At 62.1% G+C, this 20,937-nt stretch carries 18 protein-coding genes; 12 read left to right on the forward strand and 6 right to left on the reverse strand.

Going from position 1 to position 20,937, the window contains the following annotated elements; all coding sequences use genetic code 11:
* Positions 1-295: 295 nt before the first annotated feature.
* From EFB14_RS01375 to EFB14_RS01385, 3 genes are all read left to right on the forward strand, one after another.
* Positions 296-1,507, forward strand: coding sequence for a pyrophosphate--fructose-6-phosphate 1-phosphotransferase (locus tag EFB14_RS01375; RefSeq protein ID WP_125843568.1), 1,212 nt, complete (start codon positions 296-298; stop codon positions 1,505-1,507).
* Between the two features lie 57 nt (positions 1,508-1,564).
* Positions 1,565-2,200 (forward strand): LysE family translocator, encoded by a 636-nt coding sequence (locus EFB14_RS01380; protein ID WP_125843567.1) that lies wholly within the window; start codon positions 1,565-1,567, stop codon positions 2,198-2,200.
* A 115-nt stretch (positions 2,201-2,315) separates the two neighbouring features.
* Positions 2,316-3,251, forward strand: a complete 936-nt coding sequence (locus EFB14_RS01385) for a lytic transglycosylase domain-containing protein (RefSeq protein WP_126822062.1) — start codon at positions 2,316-2,318, stop codon at positions 3,249-3,251.
* Between the two features lie 63 nt (positions 3,252-3,314).
* On the opposite strand, the gene EFB14_RS01390 is transcribed toward EFB14_RS01385, so the two are convergent.
* Entirely contained in the window at positions 3,315-4,718 is a 1,404-nt protein-coding gene (locus tag EFB14_RS01390; RefSeq protein WP_126822064.1) for a serine hydrolase domain-containing protein, read from the reverse strand.
* Between the two features lie 192 nt (positions 4,719-4,910).
* On the opposite strand from EFB14_RS01390, the gene EFB14_RS01395 reads away from it, so the two are divergent.
* From EFB14_RS01395 to EFB14_RS01415, 5 genes are all read left to right on the forward strand, one after another.
* Positions 4,911-6,155: a BtaA family protein gene (locus EFB14_RS01395; protein ID WP_125843564.1), complete on the forward strand. Its 1,245-nt coding sequence runs from the start codon at positions 4,911-4,913 to the stop codon at positions 6,153-6,155.
* Entirely contained in the window at positions 6,152-6,826 is a 675-nt protein-coding gene (locus EFB14_RS01400; protein ID WP_126822066.1) for a class I SAM-dependent methyltransferase, read from the forward strand. Before EFB14_RS01395 ends, EFB14_RS01400 begins: the two co-directional genes overlap by 4 nt.
* 127 nt (positions 6,827-6,953) lie before the next feature.
* Positions 6,954-7,751 carry a glycoside hydrolase family 25 protein gene (locus EFB14_RS01405; protein WP_126822068.1) on the forward strand — a complete coding sequence of 266 codons (798 nt, stop codon included), beginning with the start codon at positions 6,954-6,956 and terminating at the stop codon, positions 7,749-7,751.
* A gap of 81 nt (positions 7,752-7,832) precedes the next feature.
* Positions 7,833-9,059: a lytic murein transglycosylase gene (locus EFB14_RS01410; protein ID WP_126822070.1), complete on the forward strand. Its 1,227-nt coding sequence runs from the start codon at positions 7,833-7,835 to the stop codon at positions 9,057-9,059.
* Positions 9,060-9,198: 139 nt separating this feature from the next.
* The gene (locus EFB14_RS01415) at positions 9,199-10,104 is read left to right on the forward strand and encodes a DMT family transporter (protein ID WP_126822072.1); all 906 of its coding nucleotides are present in this window, start codon (positions 9,199-9,201) and stop codon (positions 10,102-10,104) included.
* A 466-nt stretch (positions 10,105-10,570) separates the two neighbouring features.
* Here EFB14_RS01415 and metF read toward each other — a convergent pair whose 3' ends face one another.
* The 5 genes from metF to EFB14_RS01440 all read right to left on the reverse strand — a co-directional run bounded on the left by metF (position 10,571) and on the right by EFB14_RS01440 (position 15,971).
* Positions 10,571-11,473: a methylenetetrahydrofolate reductase [NAD(P)H] gene (metF, locus tag EFB14_RS01420; RefSeq protein WP_125843559.1), complete on the reverse strand. Its 903-nt coding sequence runs from the start codon at positions 11,471-11,473 to the stop codon at positions 10,571-10,573.
* A gap of 1 nt (position 11,474) precedes the next feature.
* On the reverse strand, positions 11,475-12,500 hold the full coding sequence (locus tag EFB14_RS01425; RefSeq protein ID WP_126822074.1) for an ArsR/SmtB family transcription factor: 1,026 nt from the start codon (positions 12,498-12,500) through the stop codon (positions 11,475-11,477).
* Between the two features lie 198 nt (positions 12,501-12,698).
* Positions 12,699-13,268 carry a GNAT family N-acetyltransferase gene (locus tag EFB14_RS01430; RefSeq protein ID WP_126822076.1) on the reverse strand — a complete coding sequence of 190 codons (570 nt, stop codon included), beginning with the start codon at positions 13,266-13,268 and terminating at the stop codon, positions 12,699-12,701.
* A 214-nt stretch (positions 13,269-13,482) separates the two neighbouring features.
* Positions 13,483-15,132, reverse strand: a complete 1,650-nt coding sequence (gene ettA, locus EFB14_RS01435; RefSeq protein ID WP_126822078.1) for an energy-dependent translational throttle protein EttA — start codon at positions 15,130-15,132, stop codon at positions 13,483-13,485.
* A 98-nt stretch (positions 15,133-15,230) separates the two neighbouring features.
* Positions 15,231-15,971, reverse strand: coding sequence for a ribonuclease T2 family protein (locus tag EFB14_RS01440; RefSeq protein WP_126822080.1), 741 nt, complete (start codon positions 15,969-15,971; stop codon positions 15,231-15,233).
* Between the two features lie 157 nt (positions 15,972-16,128).
* On the opposite strand from EFB14_RS01440, the gene EFB14_RS01445 reads away from it, so the two are divergent.
* Genes EFB14_RS01445 through EFB14_RS01460 form a run of 4 tightly spaced genes read left to right on the forward strand, consistent with a single transcriptional unit; the run spans position 16,129 to position 20,907 of the window.
* The gene (locus EFB14_RS01445; RefSeq protein ID WP_126822082.1) at positions 16,129-17,058 is read left to right on the forward strand and encodes an alpha/beta fold hydrolase; all 930 of its coding nucleotides are present in this window, start codon (positions 16,129-16,131) and stop codon (positions 17,056-17,058) included.
* 17 nt (positions 17,059-17,075) lie between these two features.
* Positions 17,076-18,032, forward strand: a complete 957-nt coding sequence (locus EFB14_RS01450) for a DMT family transporter (protein WP_126822084.1) — start codon at positions 17,076-17,078, stop codon at positions 18,030-18,032.
* Positions 18,033-18,049: 17 nt separating this feature from the next.
* Positions 18,050-19,252 (forward strand): succinate--glutarate CoA-transferase, encoded by a 1,203-nt coding sequence (gene caiB / locus EFB14_RS01455; RefSeq protein WP_126822086.1) that lies wholly within the window; start codon positions 18,050-18,052, stop codon positions 19,250-19,252.
* A complete protein-coding gene (locus tag EFB14_RS01460; RefSeq protein WP_126822088.1) occupies positions 19,249-20,907 on the forward strand; it encodes a thiamine pyrophosphate-binding protein in 1,659 nt (552 codons plus the stop codon). Before caiB ends, EFB14_RS01460 begins: the two co-directional genes overlap by 4 nt.
* The last annotated feature ends 30 nt before the right edge of the window (positions 20,908-20,937 follow it).

A 20,937-nucleotide genomic window follows, 5' to 3' on the forward strand; every position in this document is an offset into this window, starting at 1 on the left:
GACTATTGGTCGTAGGATCGAAAACAGTTTTCACAATTCGGTAATTATTGCATCGCAGCAAGCGCCCCTGCTCCACTTCGCATGGCTCCCGGTTCGCCACGTCGACGATTTCCACAAAAGCTTCCGGACGCACAGGCCGGGCTTGAAACGATTATATCGGCGGTTCCATCAGCCTTCGCTGTCGGCGGCCGCAGAAAGGCGCGTTTTTCGTAAATTCTTTACTTTACAGGGCCCTTTCCCTGCCGCATCCATGCGCTAGCTACGCTGCCGCACAGAAACACCGCAGGAGGGATCCATGGCCAAACAGAAAGTCGCAATGCTGACCGCCGGAGGCCTGGCGCCCTGTCTTTCCTCCGCCGTCGGCGGCCTCATCGAACGCTACAGCGACGTCGCACCCGAGATCGACCTCGTCGCCTACAAGTCGGGCTACCAGGGCGTATTGCTCGGCGACAGCATCGCAATCAGTCGCGATATGCGTGAAAAGGCGCCGCTCTTGCACCGCTACGGCGGCTCGCCGATCGGCAACAGCCGCGTCAAGCTCACCAATGCCGCCGACTGCGTCAAGCGCGGCCTGGTCAAGGAAGGCGAGAACCCGCTCCGGGTCGCCGCCGAACGCCTCGCCAACGACGGTATCACCATTCTCCACACGATCGGTGGCGACGACACCAACACCACGGCTGCCGACCTTGCCGCCTACCTCGCCGCCAACGGTTACAATCTTACCGTCGTCGGCCTGCCGAAAACAGTCGACAACGACGTGGTGCCGATCCGCCAGTCGCTTGGCGCCTGGACGGCCGCCGAAGTCGGCGCGCATTTCTTCGACAATGTCAGCAACGAGCAGACGGCAGCGCCCCGCACCCTCGTCATCCACGAGGTTATGGGCCGCCATTGCGGCTGGCTGACGGCCGCCACCGCTCGCGCCTATCTCCAGCGCACCAGCCGCAACCAGTATGTCGACGGCCTCATGATGGATGCGCATCTGAAGAGCATCGACGCCGTCTACCTGCCCGAGATGGCCTTCGACCTCGATGCCGAGGCCGCCCGCTTGAAGGACATCATGGACCGCACCGGCCATGCCACCGTCTTCGTCTCGGAAGGCGCCTGCCTCGACGCCATCGTCGCGGAGCGCGAAGCCGCCGGCGAGACCGTCAAGCGCGACGCTTTCGGTCATGTGAAGATCGACACGATCAATGTCGGCGCATGGTTCCAGAAGCAGTTCGCCAATCTGCTCGACGCCGAACGTTCCCTCGTGCAGAAATCGGGCTACTTCGCCCGTTCGGCTCCGGCCAATGGCGACGACCTCAGGCTGATCCAGAGCATGGTCGATCTCGCCGTCGAAAGCGCTCTTAATAAAGTCTCCGGCGTCACCGGTCACGATGAAGCGCAGAACGGTAAATTGCGCACTATAGAATTCCCGCGCATCAAGGGCGGCAAGGCTTTCGACCTTTCGACGGCATGGTTTGCCGAAGTCATGGACAATATAGGGCAGAAATACAAGGAAGCGTGATTGACGGATCGTTAATATGATGTCTTTGCTTCTTCCTGAGGAATAGGAGGAGACACCATGTCGGTTGAAGCCTGGGTCGCTTTTGCGGCCGCATCCGCCATCATGCTGGCCATACCGGGGCCGACGATATTGCTCGTCGTCTCCTATGCGCTTGGTCATGGCCGCAGGACTGCGTTCGCGACGGTGAGCGGTGTGGCGCTCGGCGACTTCACGGCGATGACGGCTTCCCTCTTCGGTCTCGGCGCGGTGCTCGCCACCTCCGCCGCCCTCTTCACCGTCCTGAAGTGGATCGGCGGCGCCTACCTGATCTGGCTGGGAATCAAGCTCTGGCGGGCTCCCGTGATCGGCGAGCCGGTTGCCGACAACGACAATCTGCCGGAAGAGAAGTCGCTCAAGATCTTCCTTCACGCCTATGTCGTCACCGCCCTCAACCCGAAGAGCATCGTCTTCTTCGTCGCCTTCGTGCCGCAGTTCCTCAACCCCGCCCTGCCCTTTTTCGGGCAGATGGCGATCATGGAAGCGACCTTCCTCGTACTCGCGATCCTCAACGCCTCCACCTATGCGCTTCTCGCCCATGCCGCCCGCGGACTGATTCGCAAGGCGAGCGTCCAGCGCGCCGTAAACCGCACAGGCGGCACTTTGCTGATCGCCGCAGGCGCCGTAACGGCCGGGTATCGCCGTATTGCAGCTTAGTAACATTCCGTGGTTGCCGGAAAGCCACGAATAGGTTAATGCGGTCAGCGGGGCTTAAGGTACTTAGTAACTTTTATACGCTGCCGGGGCGGCGCGATTTCACGAAAGTGACGGAATGGTAGCGATCGGATTGTCCGGCTTAAAACGCGGTCTTGTCGTTTCCACGATGCTCTGCTGCGGCGTGGTAACGGGGTGCTCGAGCGTCGAATACACCTCCCAGGCCGAACTGACAGCCGCTCAAACCGTGATACCGATGCCGAAACCCGGCGAGGATGCAACACTCGCCGCGATCCCGACGGCCGAGGGCGCTCCCGGCCAGGCAGTGGCCGGCGCCGTTCTTCCCCAGACGCAGACAACTCCTTCGCTGACCGCAACGGCGATGCCGGCTGCCACGGCGTCCCAGCCCGCCGATCTCGGCATCCAGCCGACAGCCTATGCACAAATCCCGCTGACGCCCGAGATGACGGCGATCCAGTCCGTCGTGCCGACGCCGCGTCCGGGCACGCCCGCGCAGCCGACGACGCAGCTTGCCTTTGCGGCAACGCCGCAGAACAGCGCCCTTGCTGCGCTCGCCGCTGTCGACACCACCCCGCGCTCCATGGATTACGGCTTCGACGAATCCGGGCCCATCGATCCGCCGACCGCGCCGCCGATGTTCAGCGACGACGACACCGACGACGCGCCGACCGTCGAGAAGAGCTTCGTCACCAAGCTCATCCAGAAATATTCGAAGATCTACGAAATTCCCGAGACACTGCTCCACCGCATCGTCCATCGCGAAAGCCGCTACAATCCGAAGGCCTATAACAAGCGCGGCTATTTCGGCCTGATGCAGATCAAGTACAACACCGCCAAATCCATGGGCTATGACGGTGCGCCGGGCGGCCTCTTCGACGCCGAGACCAACATCAAATATGCCGCGAAATATCTGCGCGGCGCCTGGCTCGTCTCCGACAACAAGGAAGACGACGCCGTCCGCCTCTATGCGCGCGGCTATTATTACGACGCCAAGCGCAAGGGCATGACCGACGTCGCCCAAGGCAATTATTGAAACCGGGCAATTTCTGACGACGAAGTCTGAAACGAAGCCTGCTTATGGCTGCGCTGGTGTGCGCTATTGCGATCCGGCCTGCTGTTGCGGCTCTCCCACTTCCGGCAAGGCTGCCAGGATCGCCTTGACAAGCGGCTGCGGCTGATAGCCGAGCCAGCCCGGCGTCAGTCCGAGCCGGACGACGACCAGCCCGGCGGAAGGCACGATCGCCATGCTCTGCCCGTCATGGCCCGTCAGCCAGAACGTATCCTCCGGCAGCCCGAACGCAGCGCTCGGTCCGCCGGGGGCGAGCCAGGCCTGGCCCTGCGTATACCGTCCGTTCGAAGCCGCCGTCGGAGTGCGCATGGCGCCGACGAAACCCTCCGGCAGCAGCCGCCGGCCGTTCCACACACCGTCCTGCAGCAGGAATTGCCCGAATCGCACCCAGTCATGCGCCGTTGCATAAAGATAGGAGCTGCCGGCAAACGTGCCGCGCGCGTCGACTTCGAAGACGGCGCTCGTCATGCCGAGCGGTGAAAACAGCGCGTCATGCGGATAGGAAAAGGCGGCCTGCGCGTTGCCGACCCTGTCCATCCAGATACGCGACAAGAGCACGGCCGTGCCGCTCGAATAGCGGAAAAGCTGGCCGGGTGCGGCCTCCATCGGCGCGTTGGCCGGCAGCGAGACCATGTCTGGATCGAGATAGAGCATGCGCGTCACGTCAGCGACATCGCCATAATCCTCGTTGAAGGAAAGGCCGCTCTCCATGCCGAGCAGGTCGGACACCTTGATCCTGGCTCGTTCGTCGTTCTTCCACTGCGCCAGCAGATGATCGTCGTCGAAGGAGATCTTGCCGTCGAGCATCAGCCGGCCGAGAATCGCAGCATTCACCGTCTTCGTCATCGACCAGCCGATCAGCGGCGTCTTCGCCGAGAAGCCGGGGCCATAGGCTTCAGCGACGATGCGGCCGCTGCGCACCACCACGATCGCCCGCATTGTCGGCCCGGCCAACCGGGCATCGGCCAGCAGCGCGGCGATCGTTTTGTCCGGCTCATTGCCGGCGCCCTCACCCTCCGGCCACAATGCGTCGCTTGCCTCCATCCTGGGCGGCGCATCGAAGGGCACGGCTTTCGCCGCCGCCTCGAAATCGCCGTCCGGCACGGTCGTGCAGCCGAGACCGCTGCGATAGAGCGCATAGCTCGGCGCAAACAGCCCCATGAAACGCGCCGTCACACGGTCGTTGTCGCGGTCGACGCCGACGCGCATCAGCCGCAGCAACGGATTTCCGGGCGCCTGAACATCGTCACGAAGCACCTCGTCCGCCTCGCGGCTGGCGATGAAGACATTCGAGCAGACGATCTTGGCGGCGTAACCGTCCCCGACGCGCAAGAGCTCCGGCGGCTGCACGAAGAGCCAGCCGGCGCCGGCGATGACGACGAGAACGAGAAGGAGAGCAAGCGCCTTCAGGACACGCAGAACAAATCGCATGGCATTCCTCCGAATGCCCGGAGAGAAGCAGGAATTGCGCTCGCCGGAAAGAGGGCGGCGCAAAGAAGGCCCATCCCCCCGATCACTTTCCGAGGAGGAGGATGCATCGAGAACGGAAGGCCCACAGCCCGCGTCATCAAACTGTAGCAGAGGCGCGTTACACGCCCTGAACGCTAAAAAGGTGACAGACTCATGTCAGAATTTGCACCGGATGCCGGCTTCCGCAAGAACCGGAAACTCAAGGACGCCCTTCTCCGCCACAAGGCTTTTTCGAAGGACGGTTTTTCCGAGCGCCTCTTCGGCCTTCTCTTCTCCGGCCTCGTCTATCCGCAGATCTGGGAAGATCCGGATCTCGACATGCAGGCGATGGAGCTGAAGCCAAACCATCGCATCGTCACCATCGGTTCCGGCGGCTGCAACATGCTCGCCTATCTCTCCAAGGCGCCGGCCTCGATCGACGTGGTCGATCTCAACCCGCACCATATCGCGCTGAACCGCCTGAAGCTCGCCGCCTTCAAGCATCTCCCCGATCATGCCGATCTGGTCCGCTTCCTGGCGATGCCGAACGAGAAGTCGAACAGCCGCGCCTTCGACCGGCACCTCTCCGCCAAGCTCGACGAGACGACCCGCAACTACTGGAACGGCCGCAAGTTCGGCCGCCGCCGCGTCACCGTCTTCGACCGCAATATCTATGAAACGGGCCTGCTCGGCCGCTTCATCGGCGCAGCCCATCTTCTTGCCCGCCTGCACGGCGTCAAGCTGCGCGAAATGACCAAGACCCGCACGATCCGCGAACAGCGCCAGTTCTTCGACGAACAGATCGCGCCCTTGTTCGAAAAGCCGGTAGTGCGGTGGATCACCGGCCGCAAGAGCTCGCTTTTCGGCCTCGGCATTCCGCCGCAGCAATATGACGAGCTCGCAAGCCTTGCAGACGATCATTCGATCGCGCCGGTGCTGAAGCATCGCCTGGAAAAGCTCGCCTGCCATTTCCCGATGAGCGACAACTATTTCGCCTGGCAGGCCTTCGGCCGGCGCTACGGCACCGAAAAGGAAGGGCCGCTGCCGACCTATCTGAAGCCGGAGCATTACGAGGTGATCCGCGCCAATGTCGACCGCGTCAACGTCCACCATGCAAGCTTCACCGAGCTTCTGGCGCGCGAACCGGCCGCCTCGCGCGACCGCTATATCCTGCTCGACGCGCAGGACTGGATGACGGACACGCAGCTCAACGACGTCTGGCGGGAAATCACCCGCACGGCGCGCGATGGCGCCCGTGTGATCTTCCGCACCGCTGCCGAGAAGAGCATCATCGAAGGCCGCCTGTCGCCCTCGATCCGCGACCAGTGGGATTACTTCGAGGAGAAGTCGCGTGAACTGACCGCGCTCGATCGCTCGGCGATTTATGGCGGCTTCCACATTTACGGGAAGAAGGCGTGAGCAAGGTCGGCACCGAGACGGCAGAAAAGAGCGGTGAACATGCCAGCCTCATGGATGGCATGTACCGCTACCAGCGCCATATCTACGACCTCACCCGCAAATATTATCTTCTCGGCCGCGACAGTACGATCCGCAATCTCGACGTGCCCGAGGGCGGCACCCTGCTCGAAGTCGGCTGCGGCACCGGCCGCAACATGGCCTTCGCCCACAAGCATTTCCCGACCGCCAAGCTGTTCGGCCTCGACATTTCCCAGGAAATGCTGATCTCGGCGCGCAAGACCTTCGCCACCAAGGCGACGATCCCGGAATTCCGAGTCGCCGACGCCACCGCGTTTACCCCGCGCGAATTCGGCGTCAGCGGTTTCGACCGCATCCTGATCTCCTATGCGTTGTCGATGATCCCGGATTGGGAACGCGCCGTCGACGCGTCGATCGCCGCGCTCAAACCCGGCGGCCAGTTGCACATCGTCGATTTCGGCCAGCAGGAAGGCCTGCCGCGCTGGTTCCGCCGCATGCTGCAGTCCTGGCTTGCGAAATTCCACGTCACCCCGCGCTCCGATCTGCGCGAGGTGCTGGAGGCGCAAGCCCATGAAAACAACGCGAGATTGTTGTTCGAAACCGTCGGCGGCGGTTATGCCTGGCGGGCGGCTATTATCAGCAAGCGCTCATAATTCGCTTGAAACTAACCGATTTTTTACGTTGATATGGTGAAAAGAGGGTTATTCCTCTGCTGGGCTCGTCATATTCGAAGGTCAGGCTGTGGGGCAAAGAGATCATTCGGTTCACGACGGGATACCCATGCGCCGGCTTTTGTTTTGCGTTCTGCCTTTGGCCATCCTCCTGGCCGGCTGCTCTTCAGCAGGTCATGACTATCTGGAAACCGCGTCGATCAAGCCGAAGATGCGCTTCAAGGACACCGATCCGCAGGATTTCGGTCCGAAGCATCCCCAGCTGAATGCCATCCATGGCATCGATATTTCCAAATGGCAGGGCGATATCGACTGGAGCACGGTGAGGAGCTCCGGCGTCGGCTTTGCCTTCATCAAGGCGACGGAAGGCAAAGACAGGGTCGATCCCCGCTTCGACGAATATTGGCGCGAGGCCCGCGCCGCCGGCATCCCGCACGCGCCCTATCATTTCTATTATTTCTGCTCTTCGGCCGACGAGCAGGCCGACTGGTTTATCCGCAACGTGCCGAAGGAGGCCATGCGCCTGCCGCCGGTGCTCGACGTCGAATGGAACGCCGAGTCGAAGACCTGCCGCTACCGGCCCGACCCGGAAACGGTGCGCTCCGAAATGCAGCGTTTCATGGACCGGCTGGAGGCTTACTACGGCAAGCGCCCGATCATCTATACCTCGGTCGATTTCCACCGCGACAATCTCGCCGGCTACTTCCAGGACTATCATTTCTGGGTCCGCTCTGTGGCGAAACACCCGGAAGTGACCTATTCCGACCGCCGCTGGGCCTTCTGGCAATATACCTCGACCGGCGTTATTCCCGGTATCAAGGGGCCGACCGATATCAACGTCTTTGCCGGCAGCGCAAAGAACTGGAACAATTGGGTCGCGGCCGTTTCCAAGGATAGAAATTCTTAGTAACGTCTTTCGATGTTTCTTGCTTCCGTCACATTCCTCTGGGAAAGCGACGGACATCCGTTTGATATAAGGACCGCATTCATGCACCGCTCGCTCGCAAGCCGCTCTGCACTCGCCCTTCTGTTTGCCCTCGCCCTTGCAGGCGGCGCGGCCGCCCAGCAGGCCCCGGCCGCAGATCCAACAGCCCCGGCAGCACCCTGCGGCGGCGATCTCACGGCCTTCCTCGAAGGCGTCAAGGCCGATGCGGTTGCCGCAGGCGCAAGTGCGGCAGCCGCCGACGCAGCGCTTGCCGGCGCCGAGATCGATCCCAAGGTCCTGAGCCGCGATCGCGCCCAGGGCGTCTTCAAGCAGACCTTCCTCGAATTCTCGCAGCGCACCGTCAGCCAGGCCCGTCTCGACATCGGCCGCCAGAAGATGAAGCAATATGCTGACGTCTTTGCCCGCGCCGAGCAGGAATTCGGTGTTCCCTCCGGCGTCATCACCGCCTTCTGGGCGATGGAGACCGATTTCGGCGCCGTCCAGGGCGATTTCAACACCCGCAACGCGCTGGTGACACTGTCGCACGACTGCCGCCGCCCGGAACTCTTCCGCCCGCAGCTGATCGCTCTCATCGAGATGGTCCAGCACGGCGATCTCGACCCGGCGACCAACACCGGCGCCTGGGCCGGCGAGATCGGCCAGGTGCAGATGCTGCCGCGCGACATCATCGCCTATGGCATGGACGGCGACGGCGACGGCCACATCCGCCTGAAGCAAAGCGGCCCGGACGCCATCCTGACGGCGGCGAAATTCATCCAGCATCTCGGCTTCGAGCGCGGTCAGCCCTGGCTGCAGGAAGTGACCGTGCCCGATAATCTGCCCTGGGAGAAATCCGGCCTCGGCGGCACGATGAAAGCAGGCGAATGGTTCGCGCTCGGCGTCAAGCCGCGCGACGACAACACCGCCTTCGCCAATCTCGAAGGCGATCTCGTGCTGCCGCAAGGCCGCATGGGACCGGCTTTCATCGCCTATCCGAATTTCAAGATCTATCTCGAGTGGAACAAGTCGTTCATCTACACGACTTCGGCCGCTTATTTCGGGACCCGCCTTTCCGGCGCCCCGACCTATCTCAAGGGCGCACCGGAACAAGGGCTCGCCAACGACCAGATGAAGACGCTGCAGAACAAGCTGCAGTCGCTCGGCCATGATGTCGGCGAGATCGATGGCATCCTCGGCTCCGGCACGCGTATCGCGATCCAGAAGGAACAGCAGCGCCTGGGCATGCCGGCCGACGGCTGGGCGACCCCTGCCCTTCTCAACGCTCTCTGACCATCGCTGACGGTCTTCCGCCATCCGTTCCGCAAGAAACGGGTGGCGCCGTTTCCCGCTTGCGCTAAGACTTCGTGGTGAAAGCCGCCAGTTTTCGACGAACTCCGGCGGCGATGCGATTTGCGGTGGAGGAAGCGGCGTGGAAAGCAGAATGAACGCCTGGACCTGGGGTCTGCTGGTCCTGCTCGGCCTGATCTGGGGCGGCTCCTTCTTCTTTGCCCGTATCGCCGTCCATTATGTGCCGCCGCTGACCCTCGTCTTTCTCAGGCTGTTCCTCGCGGCGCTGGCGCTGCATATCTATATCGCCGGCCGTTTCGACATCTATCCGATCCTCAAGGCCCGCTGGCGCGAATTCCTGATCCTCGGCCTCATCAACAATGCGCTCCCGCACGCGCTGATCTTCTTCGGCCAGACCCGCATCGGGGCCGGCCTTGCGGCGATTTTGAACGCGACCACGCCGATTTGGACAGTTCTCATCGCCAACTACTTCACATCGGACGAGAAGCTGTCCGCGGCAAAGATCGCAGGCTGCCTCGCCGGCCTCGCCGGAACGATCGTACTGATCGGCCCCGGCATCTCTACCGGCAGCGAGGCGCCGCTCTGGGCGCTGCTGCTTCCGGTGCTCGCCGCCGTCTCCTATGGCTTCGCCGCCACCTACGGCAAACGTTTCAGGGACGTCCCCGCCCCTGTCACGTCGGCCGGCCAACTGACGGCCTCCTCGCTGATCGCACTGCCGCTGTCGCTGCTCGCCGATCGCCCTTGGACGCTTGCAGTACCGCCGCTCGATGCGATCTTCGCGATCCTGGCGCTGGCGCTGCTATCGACCGCCTTCGGCTACATCCTCTATTTCAGGATCATGGCTGCGGCGGGAGCCACCAACGCCTCCCTCGTCACGCTTCTGGTGCCGCCGAGCGCCATCCTTCTCGGCGTACTCTTTCTCGGTGAGAGGCTCAGTGCCGCCGAATACGCCGGAATGGCGCTCATCGGTTTCGGCCTCGTCATCCTCGACGGCCGCGCCTATCGTCGGTTGGCGCGAACAGCCTGAAAACCGGTTGTGGTTCCTCTATGTTTTCAACCGCTTGCGCGTCCGCCATGTTTTGGGCGCATAGGTAAATCCGCAATCGCCCGATTTAACGGCATGTTAAATTCTGTGAACAAAAATTTATTCAAAATTATAAAATAATTTCAATTAGTTACAGAATCACGTTTTCATTTATCCACTGACCGGTTCGGCACTGCAGCATAGAATCTGCTTTCCAACCGACATATTTCGGTCATAATATTTGACGGTTAACGCGAGGAGACAGACATGGGACTCACGCAATCCTTGAATGTTCTGTTGGTCAGTGCAGCGTTTGTTTTCGTCCTGTCCATGCTCTTTATCTGAGCCGGATCACGAAGGTGAAATGACTGATAGTGCCTACACTCCCCAATAGCTGATCAATCCGCCAATAAAAAAGCGCATGTCCCGCCCGACATGCGCTTTTCACATTTGAGCCGTGCCGAGAGGATCAGGCTGCCGCGCCGGCACTCTTCTGCGCCCGGCGGGAGAAGCCGAGATTGTCGAGGACGGCGGAAACGAGCGGCGCGCGGTTCATCGTATAGAGATGGAACTCGTCGAGGCCGCGCCGAACGAGATCCTCGATTTGCTCGGCGGCAACGTCGGCCGCGACCTTCGCCCGCTCCTCGGGCTTGTCGTCGAAGCCCTCGAAGCGCTCGTCGAGGAATGCGGGGATGACCGCGCCGCAGGCGCCGGCAAAACGCTTCAACTGCGTCAGGTTCTGGATCGGCATGATGCCGGGCACAACCGGGATCGTGATGCCGGCAGCGCGCACCCGCTCCAGGTAGCGCTCGAAATTGTCGTTGTCGAAGAAGAACTGCGTCAGCGCCCGGTCGGCGCCATTGTCGGCCTTACGCTTCAGCATGTCGATATCAGCGGCCGTATCGCGGCTCTCCGGGTGCTTTTCCGGATAGGCGGAGACCGAAATCTCGAAATCGCCGACCGACTTGAGGCCGGCCACCAGCTCCGCCGCATTGGCGTAACCACCGGGATGCGGCTGATAGGGTGCGCCGGCGCCGCCGGGCGCATCACCACGCAGCGCCACGAAATGCTTTACGCCGACCTTGCGAAACGTATCGATCATATGATGCGTTTCTTCCTTCGTCGCGCCGACGCAGGTCAGGTGCGAAGCCGTGGCAAGCGGCGTCTGCGAAAGGAAACGGGTGACGGCGGAGAGCGTGGGCGCCTTGGTGGTGCCGCCAGCACCATAGGTCACCGACACGAAATCAGGATCCCAGTCCTGCAGCTTGCTGACGGTATCCCAGAGCTGCCCTTCCATCTCCTCCGATTTCGGCGGGAAGAATTCGAAGGAAATCCCGATGTTGCGCCCGCGTCCTTCGTTTTTCAAAGCCATGTCATACTCTCCCGGCAAATGTAGGTTCGGCGCCTTCGCTCGTCTGCGAAGCCATGAGGCGCCTCGGATCGCGCGCGAGCCAGACGGTGACCGTCAATCCCTGCCCGCCCTGCTGACCCGGATGAAGATCGACGACCTGCTCGACGTCGAGCCCGGCCTTGCGCAGCCAGTCGGACATCGCCTGGTGCGAAAAGCCGAGACGGACATGGGCATGCTCGTCGCGGAGATATTCGAGCGTGTGAGGCGCGAGGTCGATGACCACGAGCCTGCCGCCCGGCCGAAGCATGCGCGACGCTTCCGCGATCGCAATTTCCGGCTGGTCGAAGAAATGCAGCACCTGATGGATCGTCACCAGATCGAAATCCTGCCCCTCGAAAGGAAGGTTCAGAATGTCGGCGTGACGGACCGTCGCCTTGGTGATGCGGGATTTGTCGAGATTGGCGCGCGCCACGCTCAGCATGTCGCGGCTGGCATCGACGCCGATGGCGCGGCGGTAGAGGCCGGACAGAAGCTCGAGGATACGGCCGGTGCCAGTACCGAGATCAAGCAGCGAATCGATCGGCTGGTTGCCGAGCAGCCGAATGACGGCGGCATCGACCTCCTCGTCCGCCGCATGCAGGCGGCGAAGCTCGTCCCATTCGGCGGCGTTGCGGCTGAAATAGGCCTGCGCCCGCTCGGCCCGCTGGCGCTTAACCTGCGAAAGCCGCTCGCCGTCGCGAAGGATGGTCGGATCGTTCTCGGAGACATGCTTCAACAGCGCACGCACGAGCAGGGCTGCTTTGCCGTCCTGCTTGAGCCGGAAATAAGCCCAGGCGCCTTCCTGGTAGCGCTCGATCAGCTCGGCCTCGCCGAGCAGCTTCAGGTGGCGGGAGATGCGGGGCTGGGATTGGCCGAGGATTTCGGTAAGATCGGTAACCGTCAGGTCACCGCCGTCGAGAAGTGCCAGAAGACGCAGACGCGTAGGCTCGCCGGCCGCCTTCAAGACGTCCACCAGCCCATCCAGTCCTAGCTTCAAGGGTTCGCTCATTTCCAGCCCAATCAAGATATAAAGATATCTTTATGTGATTTGAAGGGAGGTGGCAAGCGTCAATTTGCGCTCTCCGCGAAATTGGCTGCTCAGATTGCGACAAGGCTCGTTGGGCAAAAAAACACCGACCGAACCGTCAATGCCGGGCCAAAATATGGAGCACCGATCTCGCAAAGGACGGTCGTTCTGCTTCTAAATTCAGGATTTTTTCAGGTCAGGCAGTTCACCGGCTAGGCGGCCAAACATTCGAAAATCATGAAAGGCGTTCTTGAACCAAGCCTTCTGGCGAAGTGTCCCTTCATGCCGGAACCCGGCTTTTTCCAGAACCCGGTCCGACGCCGGATTTCCCGGCAGAGTCCAGGCTTCGATCCGGTTCAGGGAAAAGTCATCGAACCCACATCGAGCGACTGCTCTCACCGCATCGCTCATCAGTCCCTTCCCCCAGAACGATGGGTGCAATTCGTAGCCGATCTCAGCCCATTTTGAGTGCTTATCGATGCTGTTGAACCGTATGCTTCCTAAAAACCGTCCTGAGGCGCGGTCCTCAATGATCCACGCGCAGCCCTTTCCCTTGGCGAATGCGCCGCACATCCATTTCATCACGCGCTCGGTTTGCGCTTTCTTCGGCGCATCCGACCAGTTCGAGAAACGGGTGACTTCCGGAATCGAAAGCAAGTCGTGGACGTCGCCGCAGTCATCGAAAACCGGTTCACGCAGGTGGAGTCGATCAGTTAGAAGGGCGGGAAATTCGCTTTTCACAGGGGCCATAGCAAAATCGTTAGGCTCGTTGAAAATTGGGAGGACGCACGCCACACGCAGTCAGGCGCCACCCAGGCATCTCACGCATTGCAATCGCCGCAATATACAACTGCTGCAATATTGATTTTACGTCGCCGCAAAATCAAGTTTTGCGGCGACGGTATTCAGCCAAACTCTCGTGAAAATATCCCCAGCGAGTAAATCCCCCAGCGCCCTGCTGCGATCAGCGCGTCAGGCGCTTGTGGGCCTGGCTGCCCGGGTTGAGGGCGTCGGGGCCGAGGCGGCGGACCTTGTCCTGCTCATAGTCCTCGAAGTTGCCTTCGAACCATTCGACATGGCCCTCGCCTTCGAAAGCGAGGATGTGCGTGGCCAGACGGTCGAGGAACATGCGATCGTGGCTGATGATGATGGCACAGCCGGCAAATGCTTCCAGCGCGCTTTCCAGAGCGCCGAGCGTTTCCGTATCGAGGTCGTTGGTTGGTTCGTCGAGCAGCAGAACGTTGCCGCCGGCCTTCAGCATCTTGGCAAGGTGAACGCGGTTGCGCTGACCACCCGAGAGATTGCCGACCTTCTGCTGCTGGTCGCCGCCCTTGAAGTTGAAGGCGCCGCAATAGGCACGGGAGTTCATGTCGAACTTGCCGAGCTTGATGATTTCGGCGCCGCCCGAGATTTCCTCCCAGACCGTCTTGTCGGCGGCAAGCGCGTCGCGGCTCTGGTCGACATAACCGAGATGCACGGTCTCGCCGATGCGGATCGAACCGCTGTCCGGCTTCTCCTGGCCCGTGATCATGCGGAACAGCGTGGTCTTGCCGGCGCCATTCGGACCGATGATGCCGACGATGCCGCCCGGCGGCAGCTTGATCGACAGGTCGTTGATCAGCGTACGGCCCTCGAAGCCCTTGGTGATGCCTTCCATCTCGATGACCACCTGGCCGAGACGCTCGCTGACCGGAATGATGATCTGCGCGTCGCCGGGGCGCTGCTTCTCGGCGGCTTCCACCAGTTGCTCGTAGGACTTGATACGCGCCTTGGACTTGGCCTGACGGGCCTTCGGGCTGGAGGCGATCCATTCCTGTTCACGGCTGATCGCCTTCTGACGACCTGCCTCTTCGCGGTTTTCCTGCTGCATGCGCTTGGCCTTGGCGAGCAGGTAAGCCGAGTAGTTGCCTTCGTAGGGAATGCCACGGCCGCGGTCGAGTTCGAGGATCCAGCCGGTGACGTTATCCAGGAAGTAGCGATCGTGGGTGATCATCATCACGGCGCCTGGATAGTCACGCAGGTGCTTTTCGAGCCAGGCGATCGTCTCGGCGTCCAGGTGGTTGGTCGGTTCGTCGAGCAGCAGCAGGTCCGGCTGCGACAGCAGCAGGCGGCAAAGCGCGATACGGCGGCGCTCACCACCCGAGAGGCTGGTAACCTCGGCGTCGCGCGGCGGGCAGCGCAAGGCTTCCATCGCCATCTCGACCTGGCTTTCCAGATCCCAAAGGTTCTGGCTGTCGATGATATCCTGGAGCTTGGCACCCTCTTCCGCCGTCTCGTCGGAATAGTTCATCATCAACTCGTTATAGCGCTCAAGCACAGCCGTCTTGGAGGCAACGCCCTCCATGACGTTTTCGAACACCGTCTTGTTGGGATCGAGTTTCGGCTCCTGCTCGAGGTAGCCGACCGTCGCACCTTCGGCGAGCCAGGCTTCGCCGGTATATTCCTTGTCCTGGCCGGCAATGATGCGCAGCACGGTGGATTTACCGGCGCCGTTTGGCCCGAGGATACCGATCTTGGCATCCGGATAGAAGGAAAGGTGGATATTCTCCAGGATCTTCTTGTTGCCATAGGCCTTGTTGAGGCCGGACATGTGATAAATGAACTGACGTGCCATACTGCGCTGCTCCGGGCGGGAAACTTCGATCGTGCCGCTATGTAGGCGAAACAGCGCCTGCGAGCAACGCCGAAACCCGGTTTACTCAGGATTTCCGGTCAGAAACCCGCAGCATCGACGACGCCTTCATCGCAGCCGAAAGAGGTTTTTCCCGCCCCCTGGATCAGATCGGCGAGCACGGCACTTTTCGCAGACGCCGTTCCTGCATCCTCAGAAAGCCCGATCGTCAGCTCGCTGATCACCCTGACGCTACCGGCCCGCCGGCAGCTCATCTTGACGCGGTCGCCGGCGCCCGGCCCGAAGCTCTTGTCGAAAGCCGCCTTGATCGCATCGGCCTTGACTGATTTGCCGATATTGGAGGCGAAGAGATCGCGCACGGCCGACGCGTTGAGCGCCTCGACGAGATGCATGCCGACGCCGAAATAATCCTCCGCGCTCATCTTCGTGCAAGTGCCGTGCTTCACCCATTCATGCCGCTCCAGGCCGGACTGCGTGCCGGGCATCGCCTTTGCGAGCGCCGACTTTGCCTCCGCCGAGAGCGTGACTTCCGGCAATTCGTTCCACTTGCCGTCCTTATCGGCGGCCTTCTGCTCGGCGCTGACGCCGCAATAATCCTGCTTCATCGGCCAGAGCCCATGCAGCGAGAAGTTCGTGGCGTCGGAACGCTCACCGGTCTGGCTGGCGCATTCGGCCTTCTTCTGGTTCGTCTGGCAGAAGGCGGGCTGCCAGCTCGCCGCCAGAATGAAGCGGGTGCGCCCGCCACCCTCCTGCGCCGTGGCGGCGCCGGCAAGAACCATCGACAAGGCGAACGCCAAGGTACGCAACTGCATGCTGCTCATTTCAACCCCCAAAAGAACAATACGGGAACAAATAAGCATGAAGATCGAAAGCCCGCAACCCTGAATCGCAACAGCATCGCAAATTGTTATCGGATAAATCAAACGCCTCTGTTGCATTTGCCCGGCGATCTGGTCTGTTGCCGCAAGGAGGACCTGCATGTTTTCTGAAACGCGAAGGCTCGCGGTGCCGGAGGCGTCGCTCGCCTATCATCATGCCGAGGCTGCCGGCCCGGCGCGCGGCATCCTGTTGATATCGCACGGGCTCGCCGAACATTCCAAACGTTACCGCGCCTTTGCCGAGACGATGGCAGCACGCGGCTATCACGTCTATGCCCATGATCACCGCGGCCACGGCGAGACGACGGCGCCCGACGCGCCGATCGGCCGTTTTGCCCGGCGCGGCGGCGTCGAAAAGGTGATCGGCGACGTCATCGCCATGCGCGCCCATGCCGCTTCCCGCCACCCCGGCCTGCCGGTCATCCTCTTCGGCCATTCGATGGGCGGCCTCATCGCTCTCAACGCGGCGGTCACGGCCCCGGCCGATTTCGATGCCATCGCCGTCTGGAATTCGAATTTCGCCGTCGGCCTTGCCGGCCGCGCCGCCCAGGCGATCCTCCTTGCCGAGCGCATGCTGAAAGGCTCCGACGTGCCGAGCGGCCTGCTGCCGAAGCTCACCTTCGGCACCTGGGGCAGATCCGTTCCCGGCCACCGCACCGAATTCGACTGGCTGTCGCGCATTCCCGGAGAGGTCGACAAATATGTCGCCGATCCGCTTTGCGGTTTCGATGCCTCCGTCTCCCTCTGGCTCGATCTCTTCGAGATGACCTTCCGCGCGCCGCAGAAGGTCCATCTCGACCGGCTGGCGCGGGACATGCCGATCCATCTGGTCGGCGGCGGAGAAGATCCAGCAACGGAGCGTGGAAAAGCCATCCTCTGGCTGTCAAACCATTTGAAAGGCCAAGGCTTCTCTCGTATCAGCACCTTGATATATCAGGATATGCGGCACGAAACGCTGAACGAGATCGGCGCGGATGCGGCGACCGCGGCCTTTGCGGACTGGTGCGCCAGGGCCGTCGCAAGAGCCTGAGCCACAGGGATTCCATCATGAGCAGCACCTCCTCCCGCACAGTTTCGTCCGCCTCCGAAGTGACGACCGGGCTTGCGCTGATGTTTCTATCGGTGATGGTCTCGCCGCTCATCGATATCTTCTCCAAGCTTGCCGTCGTCACCATTCCATCCGCCGAGGTCACCGCCGCCCGCTTCGCCATCCAGGCGCTCTGCATGCTGCCGATCGTGCTGTGGCGGCGCAGCTTTACCGATTTCTCCTGGAGCCAGAGCCTGTTCCATGCCATCCGCGGCGCGATCATCACCGTCTCGATGATCTCCTTCGTCACCACGCTGAAATACATGGCGGTCGCCGACGCGATTGCGATCTTCTTCGTCGAGCCGATCATCGTGACGATCTTCGGCGGCATCTTCCTGAAGGAAACGATCGGCTGGCGGCGCTATACCGCCTGCGGCGTCGGCTTCTTCGGGGCGATGCTGATCATCCAGCCGAGCTTCGAGGAGGTCGGCTATGTCGCGCTTCTGCCCGTCCTCAGCGCGCTCTGCATCGCAACCTTCGTGCTGATGACGCGCGTCCTCTCGCACAGGGAAGACCCCTGGGCGATGCAGTTCCAGATGGGCGTCTGGGGCCTGCTCTTCTGCGCCATCCTGCTCTTCTTCGGCGAGGGAACGGGTTCCGACCTCCTCGATCCCGTCATGCCGCAGGGCAATGTCTGGTTCTATCTCGCCGGCGTCGGCGCCACGGCGGCAACCGCTGGTATCTTCGGGGTCTATGCCTATCGCGCCGCACCGGCCTCGACGCTGGCGCCGCTGCAATATTTCGAGATCGTATCGGCGACGATCTTCGCCTGGCTGGTCTTCGGCGACTTTCCGAATGCGGTCAAATGGCTCGGCATCATGATCATCATGGCGTCGGGCTTCTACATCCTCTGGCGCGAGCGCCGCTTTGCATCCAGACCCGTATCCGATACATCTGAGGCGACGCTGGCGCCGTAACCGCCTTCCGGAGGAATATGACGGAAACCGTGACGAAAAAGCCGCCGCTTGCCGGCATCCGGGTGATCGAGCTTGCCCGCGTGCTGGCCGGCCCCTGGGCAGGACAGATGCTTGCCGATCTCGGCGCCGACGTCATCAAGGTCGAAAATCCCGATGGCGGCGACGATACCCGCCAATGGGGACCGCCCTTCGTCGAAGGCGCCGACGGCGAAAATCTCTCGGCCGCCTATTATCACGCCACCAATCGCGGCAAGCGCTCCATCACCGCCGACCTGAAGAGCGGCGAAGGCCAGGATCTCGTCCGCCGGCTCGTCGCCACCGCCGATGTGGTGATCGAGAATTTCAAGCTCGGCGGCCTCGTCAAATACGGGCTCGATTACGACAGCCTGCGGAAGGTGAACCCGAAGCTCGTCTATTGCTCGATCACCGGCTTCGGCCAGACCGGCCCCTATGCCAGCTTCGCCGGCTACGACTATATCGTCCAGGGCATCTCAGGCTTCATGTCGATCACCGGAGAGCCTGACGGCCAGCCGATGAAGGCGGGTGTGGCGATCGCCGATATCTTCACCGGCATCTATGCCGTCTCGGCAATCGAGGCCGCATTGATCCACGCGCTGAAAACAGGCGAAGGCCAGCTCATCGACATGGCCCTGCTCGACGTACAGTCGGCCGTGCTTGCCAATCAGAACATGAATTACCTCATTTCCGGCGCCGCACCGACCCGCCTCGGCAATGCTCATCCCAACATTTCGCCCTATGAGGTCGTGCCGGCGGCTGACGGTTATCTCATCCTTGCTGTGGGAAACGACGGCCAGTTCCGCCGCCTCTGCACCATCCTCGGCCTGGAGGCGATGTCAGGCGACGAGCGCTTTTCCACCAACAAGGCTCGCGTCGCCAATCGCGGCGAGGTGCGCCGCCTCATCTCTACCGAGACGCTGAAATGGCAGAAGGCGGATCTCCTGAAAGCCTGCGAGGAGAATGCGGTTCCATCAGGCGCGATCAACACGATCGAGGAAATGTTCGCCGATCCGCAGGTGCAGGCCCGCGGCCTGCGCATCGATCTTGCGGATGCCGCAGGCACGATGATCCCGGGGGTCAGGACGCCGGTCGTCATGTCCGAGACGCCATTGCGTTACACCAGGCCGAGCCCGCGCCTCGGCGAACACAGGGATGAAATTCTGGCGGAACTCGCCGCGTACGAGAGGAAGGCATCGTCATGAAGAAGACCGGCGGGGAACTGATCGTCGAGGCGTTGAAGGCAAACGGCGTCAAGCGCCTCTCCTGCGTGCCCGGCGAGAGCTTCCTTGCCGTCCTCGACGCGCTGCGCGACAGCGATATCGACGTCCTCGTCTGCCGCCAGGAAGGCGGAGCGGCGATGATGGCGGATTGCTGGGGCAGGCTGACCGGCGAACCCGGCATCTGCATGGTCACCCGCGGCCCCGGCGCCACCAACGCGTCTGCTGGCCTGCATATCGCAAAACAGGATTCGATCCCGATGATCCTCTTCATCGGCCAGGTGCAGCGGGAAGCGCGCGAGCGCGAAGCCTTCCAGGAGGTCGAGTTCCGCCGCGCCTTCACCGAATTCGCCAAATGGGTCGGCGAAATCGACGATGCCGCCCGCATTCCCGAATTCGTCACCCGCGCCTTTGCGATCGCGACCTCCGGCCGCCCAGGCCCCGTCGTGCTGACGCTGCCGGAAGATATGCTGCGCGATGAGGTGGAGGCGCCCCGCGCCAGACGCTACGCGCGCGTCGAGGCTCATCCCGGCCGCAGCCAGATCGACGACCTCTATCTGCGCCTCTTGAAAGCCGAGCGGCCGATGGTGATCCTCGGCGGCACGCGATGGGATGCCGATGCCGTTGCCGATTTCCAGAGCTTCGCGGAACGCTTCAGCCTGCCGGTCGGCTGCTCCTTCCGCCGGCAGATGCTGTTCGATCATCTCCATCCCTGCTATGCCGGTGACGTCGGCATCGGCATCAATCCTGCCCTGGCAAAAGAGGTCAAGGAGAGCGACCTGCTCATCCTGCTCGGCGCCCGCATGTCGGAAATGCCGTCTTCGTCCTATACGCTGATCGATATCCCCTACCCCCAGCAATCGCTGGTGCACGTCTATCCCGACGCTTCCGAACTCGGCCGCGTCTACCGTCCGGATCTCGCCATCTGCGCCGCACCCTCCGAATTCGTCGCCGCACTTGCCGATCTGGAAGCGCCGGCCGAGCCGCGCTGGGCCGAGCGCACCGAGCGTATGCACCAGGCCTATCTCGGCTGGTCGAAGCCGCCGGCAACCGGCCCGGGCACAGTCCAGATGGGGCCGATCATGGAATGGCTGGAGGCCAATACCGGGCCGGAGACGATCTTCACCAACGGCGCCGGCAATTACGCGACCTGGGTGCACCGCTTCCATCGTTTCCGCCGCTTCAACACGCAGTCCGCCCCGACCTCCGGCTCGATGGGCTACGGCCTGCCGGCCGCTGTCGCCGCCAAGCATCTCTTTCCCGAGCGCGAGGTCATCTGCTTTGCCGGCGACGGCTGCTTTATGATGCACGGCCAGGAATTCGCCACCGCCATCCGCTACGGCCTGCCGATCATATCAGTCGTCGTCAACAACGGCATGTACGGCACGATCCGCATGCATCAGGAGCGCGAATATCCCGGCCGCGTCAGCAGCACGGATCTGACCAATCCCGACTTCGCAGCCCTTGCCCGCGCCTATGGCGGCCATGGCGAGACGGTGGAGAAGACGGAGGAATTCGCCCCGGCCTTCGAGCGGGCGCGCGCCAGCGGCAAGCCCGCGATCATCGAGGTCAAGCTCGATCCGGAAGCGATCACGCCGACGCGCACGCTCTCGGAAATCGCTCAAACAAAAAGCCGGTAGGTTTCCCCACCGGCTTTCAGAGACAGAACT

This window comes from Rhizobium fabae (assembly GCF_003985135.1).
Lineage (GTDB): Bacteria > Pseudomonadota > Alphaproteobacteria > Rhizobiales > Rhizobiaceae > Rhizobium > Rhizobium pisi.

What these genes read in the sequence shown, in the direction of transcription:
- EFB14_RS01375 (WP_125843568.1), top strand. Translation starts at nt 296, where the DNA reads ATGGCCAAACAGAAAGTCGCAATGCTGACCGCCGGAGGCCTGGCGCCC.
- EFB14_RS01380 (WP_125843567.1), top strand. Translation starts at nt 1,565, where the DNA reads ATGTCGGTTGAAGCCTGGGTCGCTTTTGCGGCCGCATCCGCCATCATG.
- EFB14_RS01385 (WP_126822062.1), top strand. Translation starts at nt 2,316, where the DNA reads ATGGTAGCGATCGGATTGTCCGGCTTAAAACGCGGTCTTGTCGTTTCC.
- EFB14_RS01390 (WP_126822064.1), bottom strand. Translation starts at nt 4,718, where the DNA reads ATGCGATTTGTTCTGCGTGTCCTGAAGGCGCTTGCTCTCCTTCTCGTT.
- EFB14_RS01395 (WP_125843564.1), top strand. Translation starts at nt 4,911, where the DNA reads ATGTCAGAATTTGCACCGGATGCCGGCTTCCGCAAGAACCGGAAACTC.
- EFB14_RS01405 (WP_126822068.1), top strand. Translation starts at nt 6,954, where the DNA reads ATGCGCCGGCTTTTGTTTTGCGTTCTGCCTTTGGCCATCCTCCTGGCC.
- EFB14_RS01410 (WP_126822070.1), top strand. Translation starts at nt 7,833, where the DNA reads ATGCACCGCTCGCTCGCAAGCCGCTCTGCACTCGCCCTTCTGTTTGCC.
- metF (WP_125843559.1), bottom strand. Translation starts at nt 11,473, where the DNA reads ATGGCTTTGAAAAACGAAGGACGCGGGCGCAACATCGGGATTTCCTTC.
- EFB14_RS01425 (WP_126822074.1), bottom strand. Translation starts at nt 12,500, where the DNA reads ATGAGCGAACCCTTGAAGCTAGGACTGGATGGGCTGGTGGACGTCTTG.
- EFB14_RS01430 (WP_126822076.1), bottom strand. Translation starts at nt 13,268, where the DNA reads ATGGCCCCTGTGAAAAGCGAATTTCCCGCCCTTCTAACTGATCGACTC.
- ettA (WP_126822078.1), bottom strand. Translation starts at nt 15,132, where the DNA reads ATGGCACGTCAGTTCATTTATCACATGTCCGGCCTCAACAAGGCCTAT.
- EFB14_RS01440 (WP_126822080.1), bottom strand. Translation starts at nt 15,971, where the DNA reads ATGAGCAGCATGCAGTTGCGTACCTTGGCGTTCGCCTTGTCGATGGTT.
- EFB14_RS01445 (WP_126822082.1), top strand. Translation starts at nt 16,129, where the DNA reads ATGTTTTCTGAAACGCGAAGGCTCGCGGTGCCGGAGGCGTCGCTCGCC.
- EFB14_RS01450 (WP_126822084.1), top strand. Translation starts at nt 17,076, where the DNA reads ATGAGCAGCACCTCCTCCCGCACAGTTTCGTCCGCCTCCGAAGTGACG.
- caiB (WP_126822086.1), top strand. Translation starts at nt 18,050, where the DNA reads ATGACGGAAACCGTGACGAAAAAGCCGCCGCTTGCCGGCATCCGGGTG.
- EFB14_RS01460 (WP_126822088.1), top strand. Translation starts at nt 19,249, where the DNA reads ATGAAGAAGACCGGCGGGGAACTGATCGTCGAGGCGTTGAAGGCAAAC.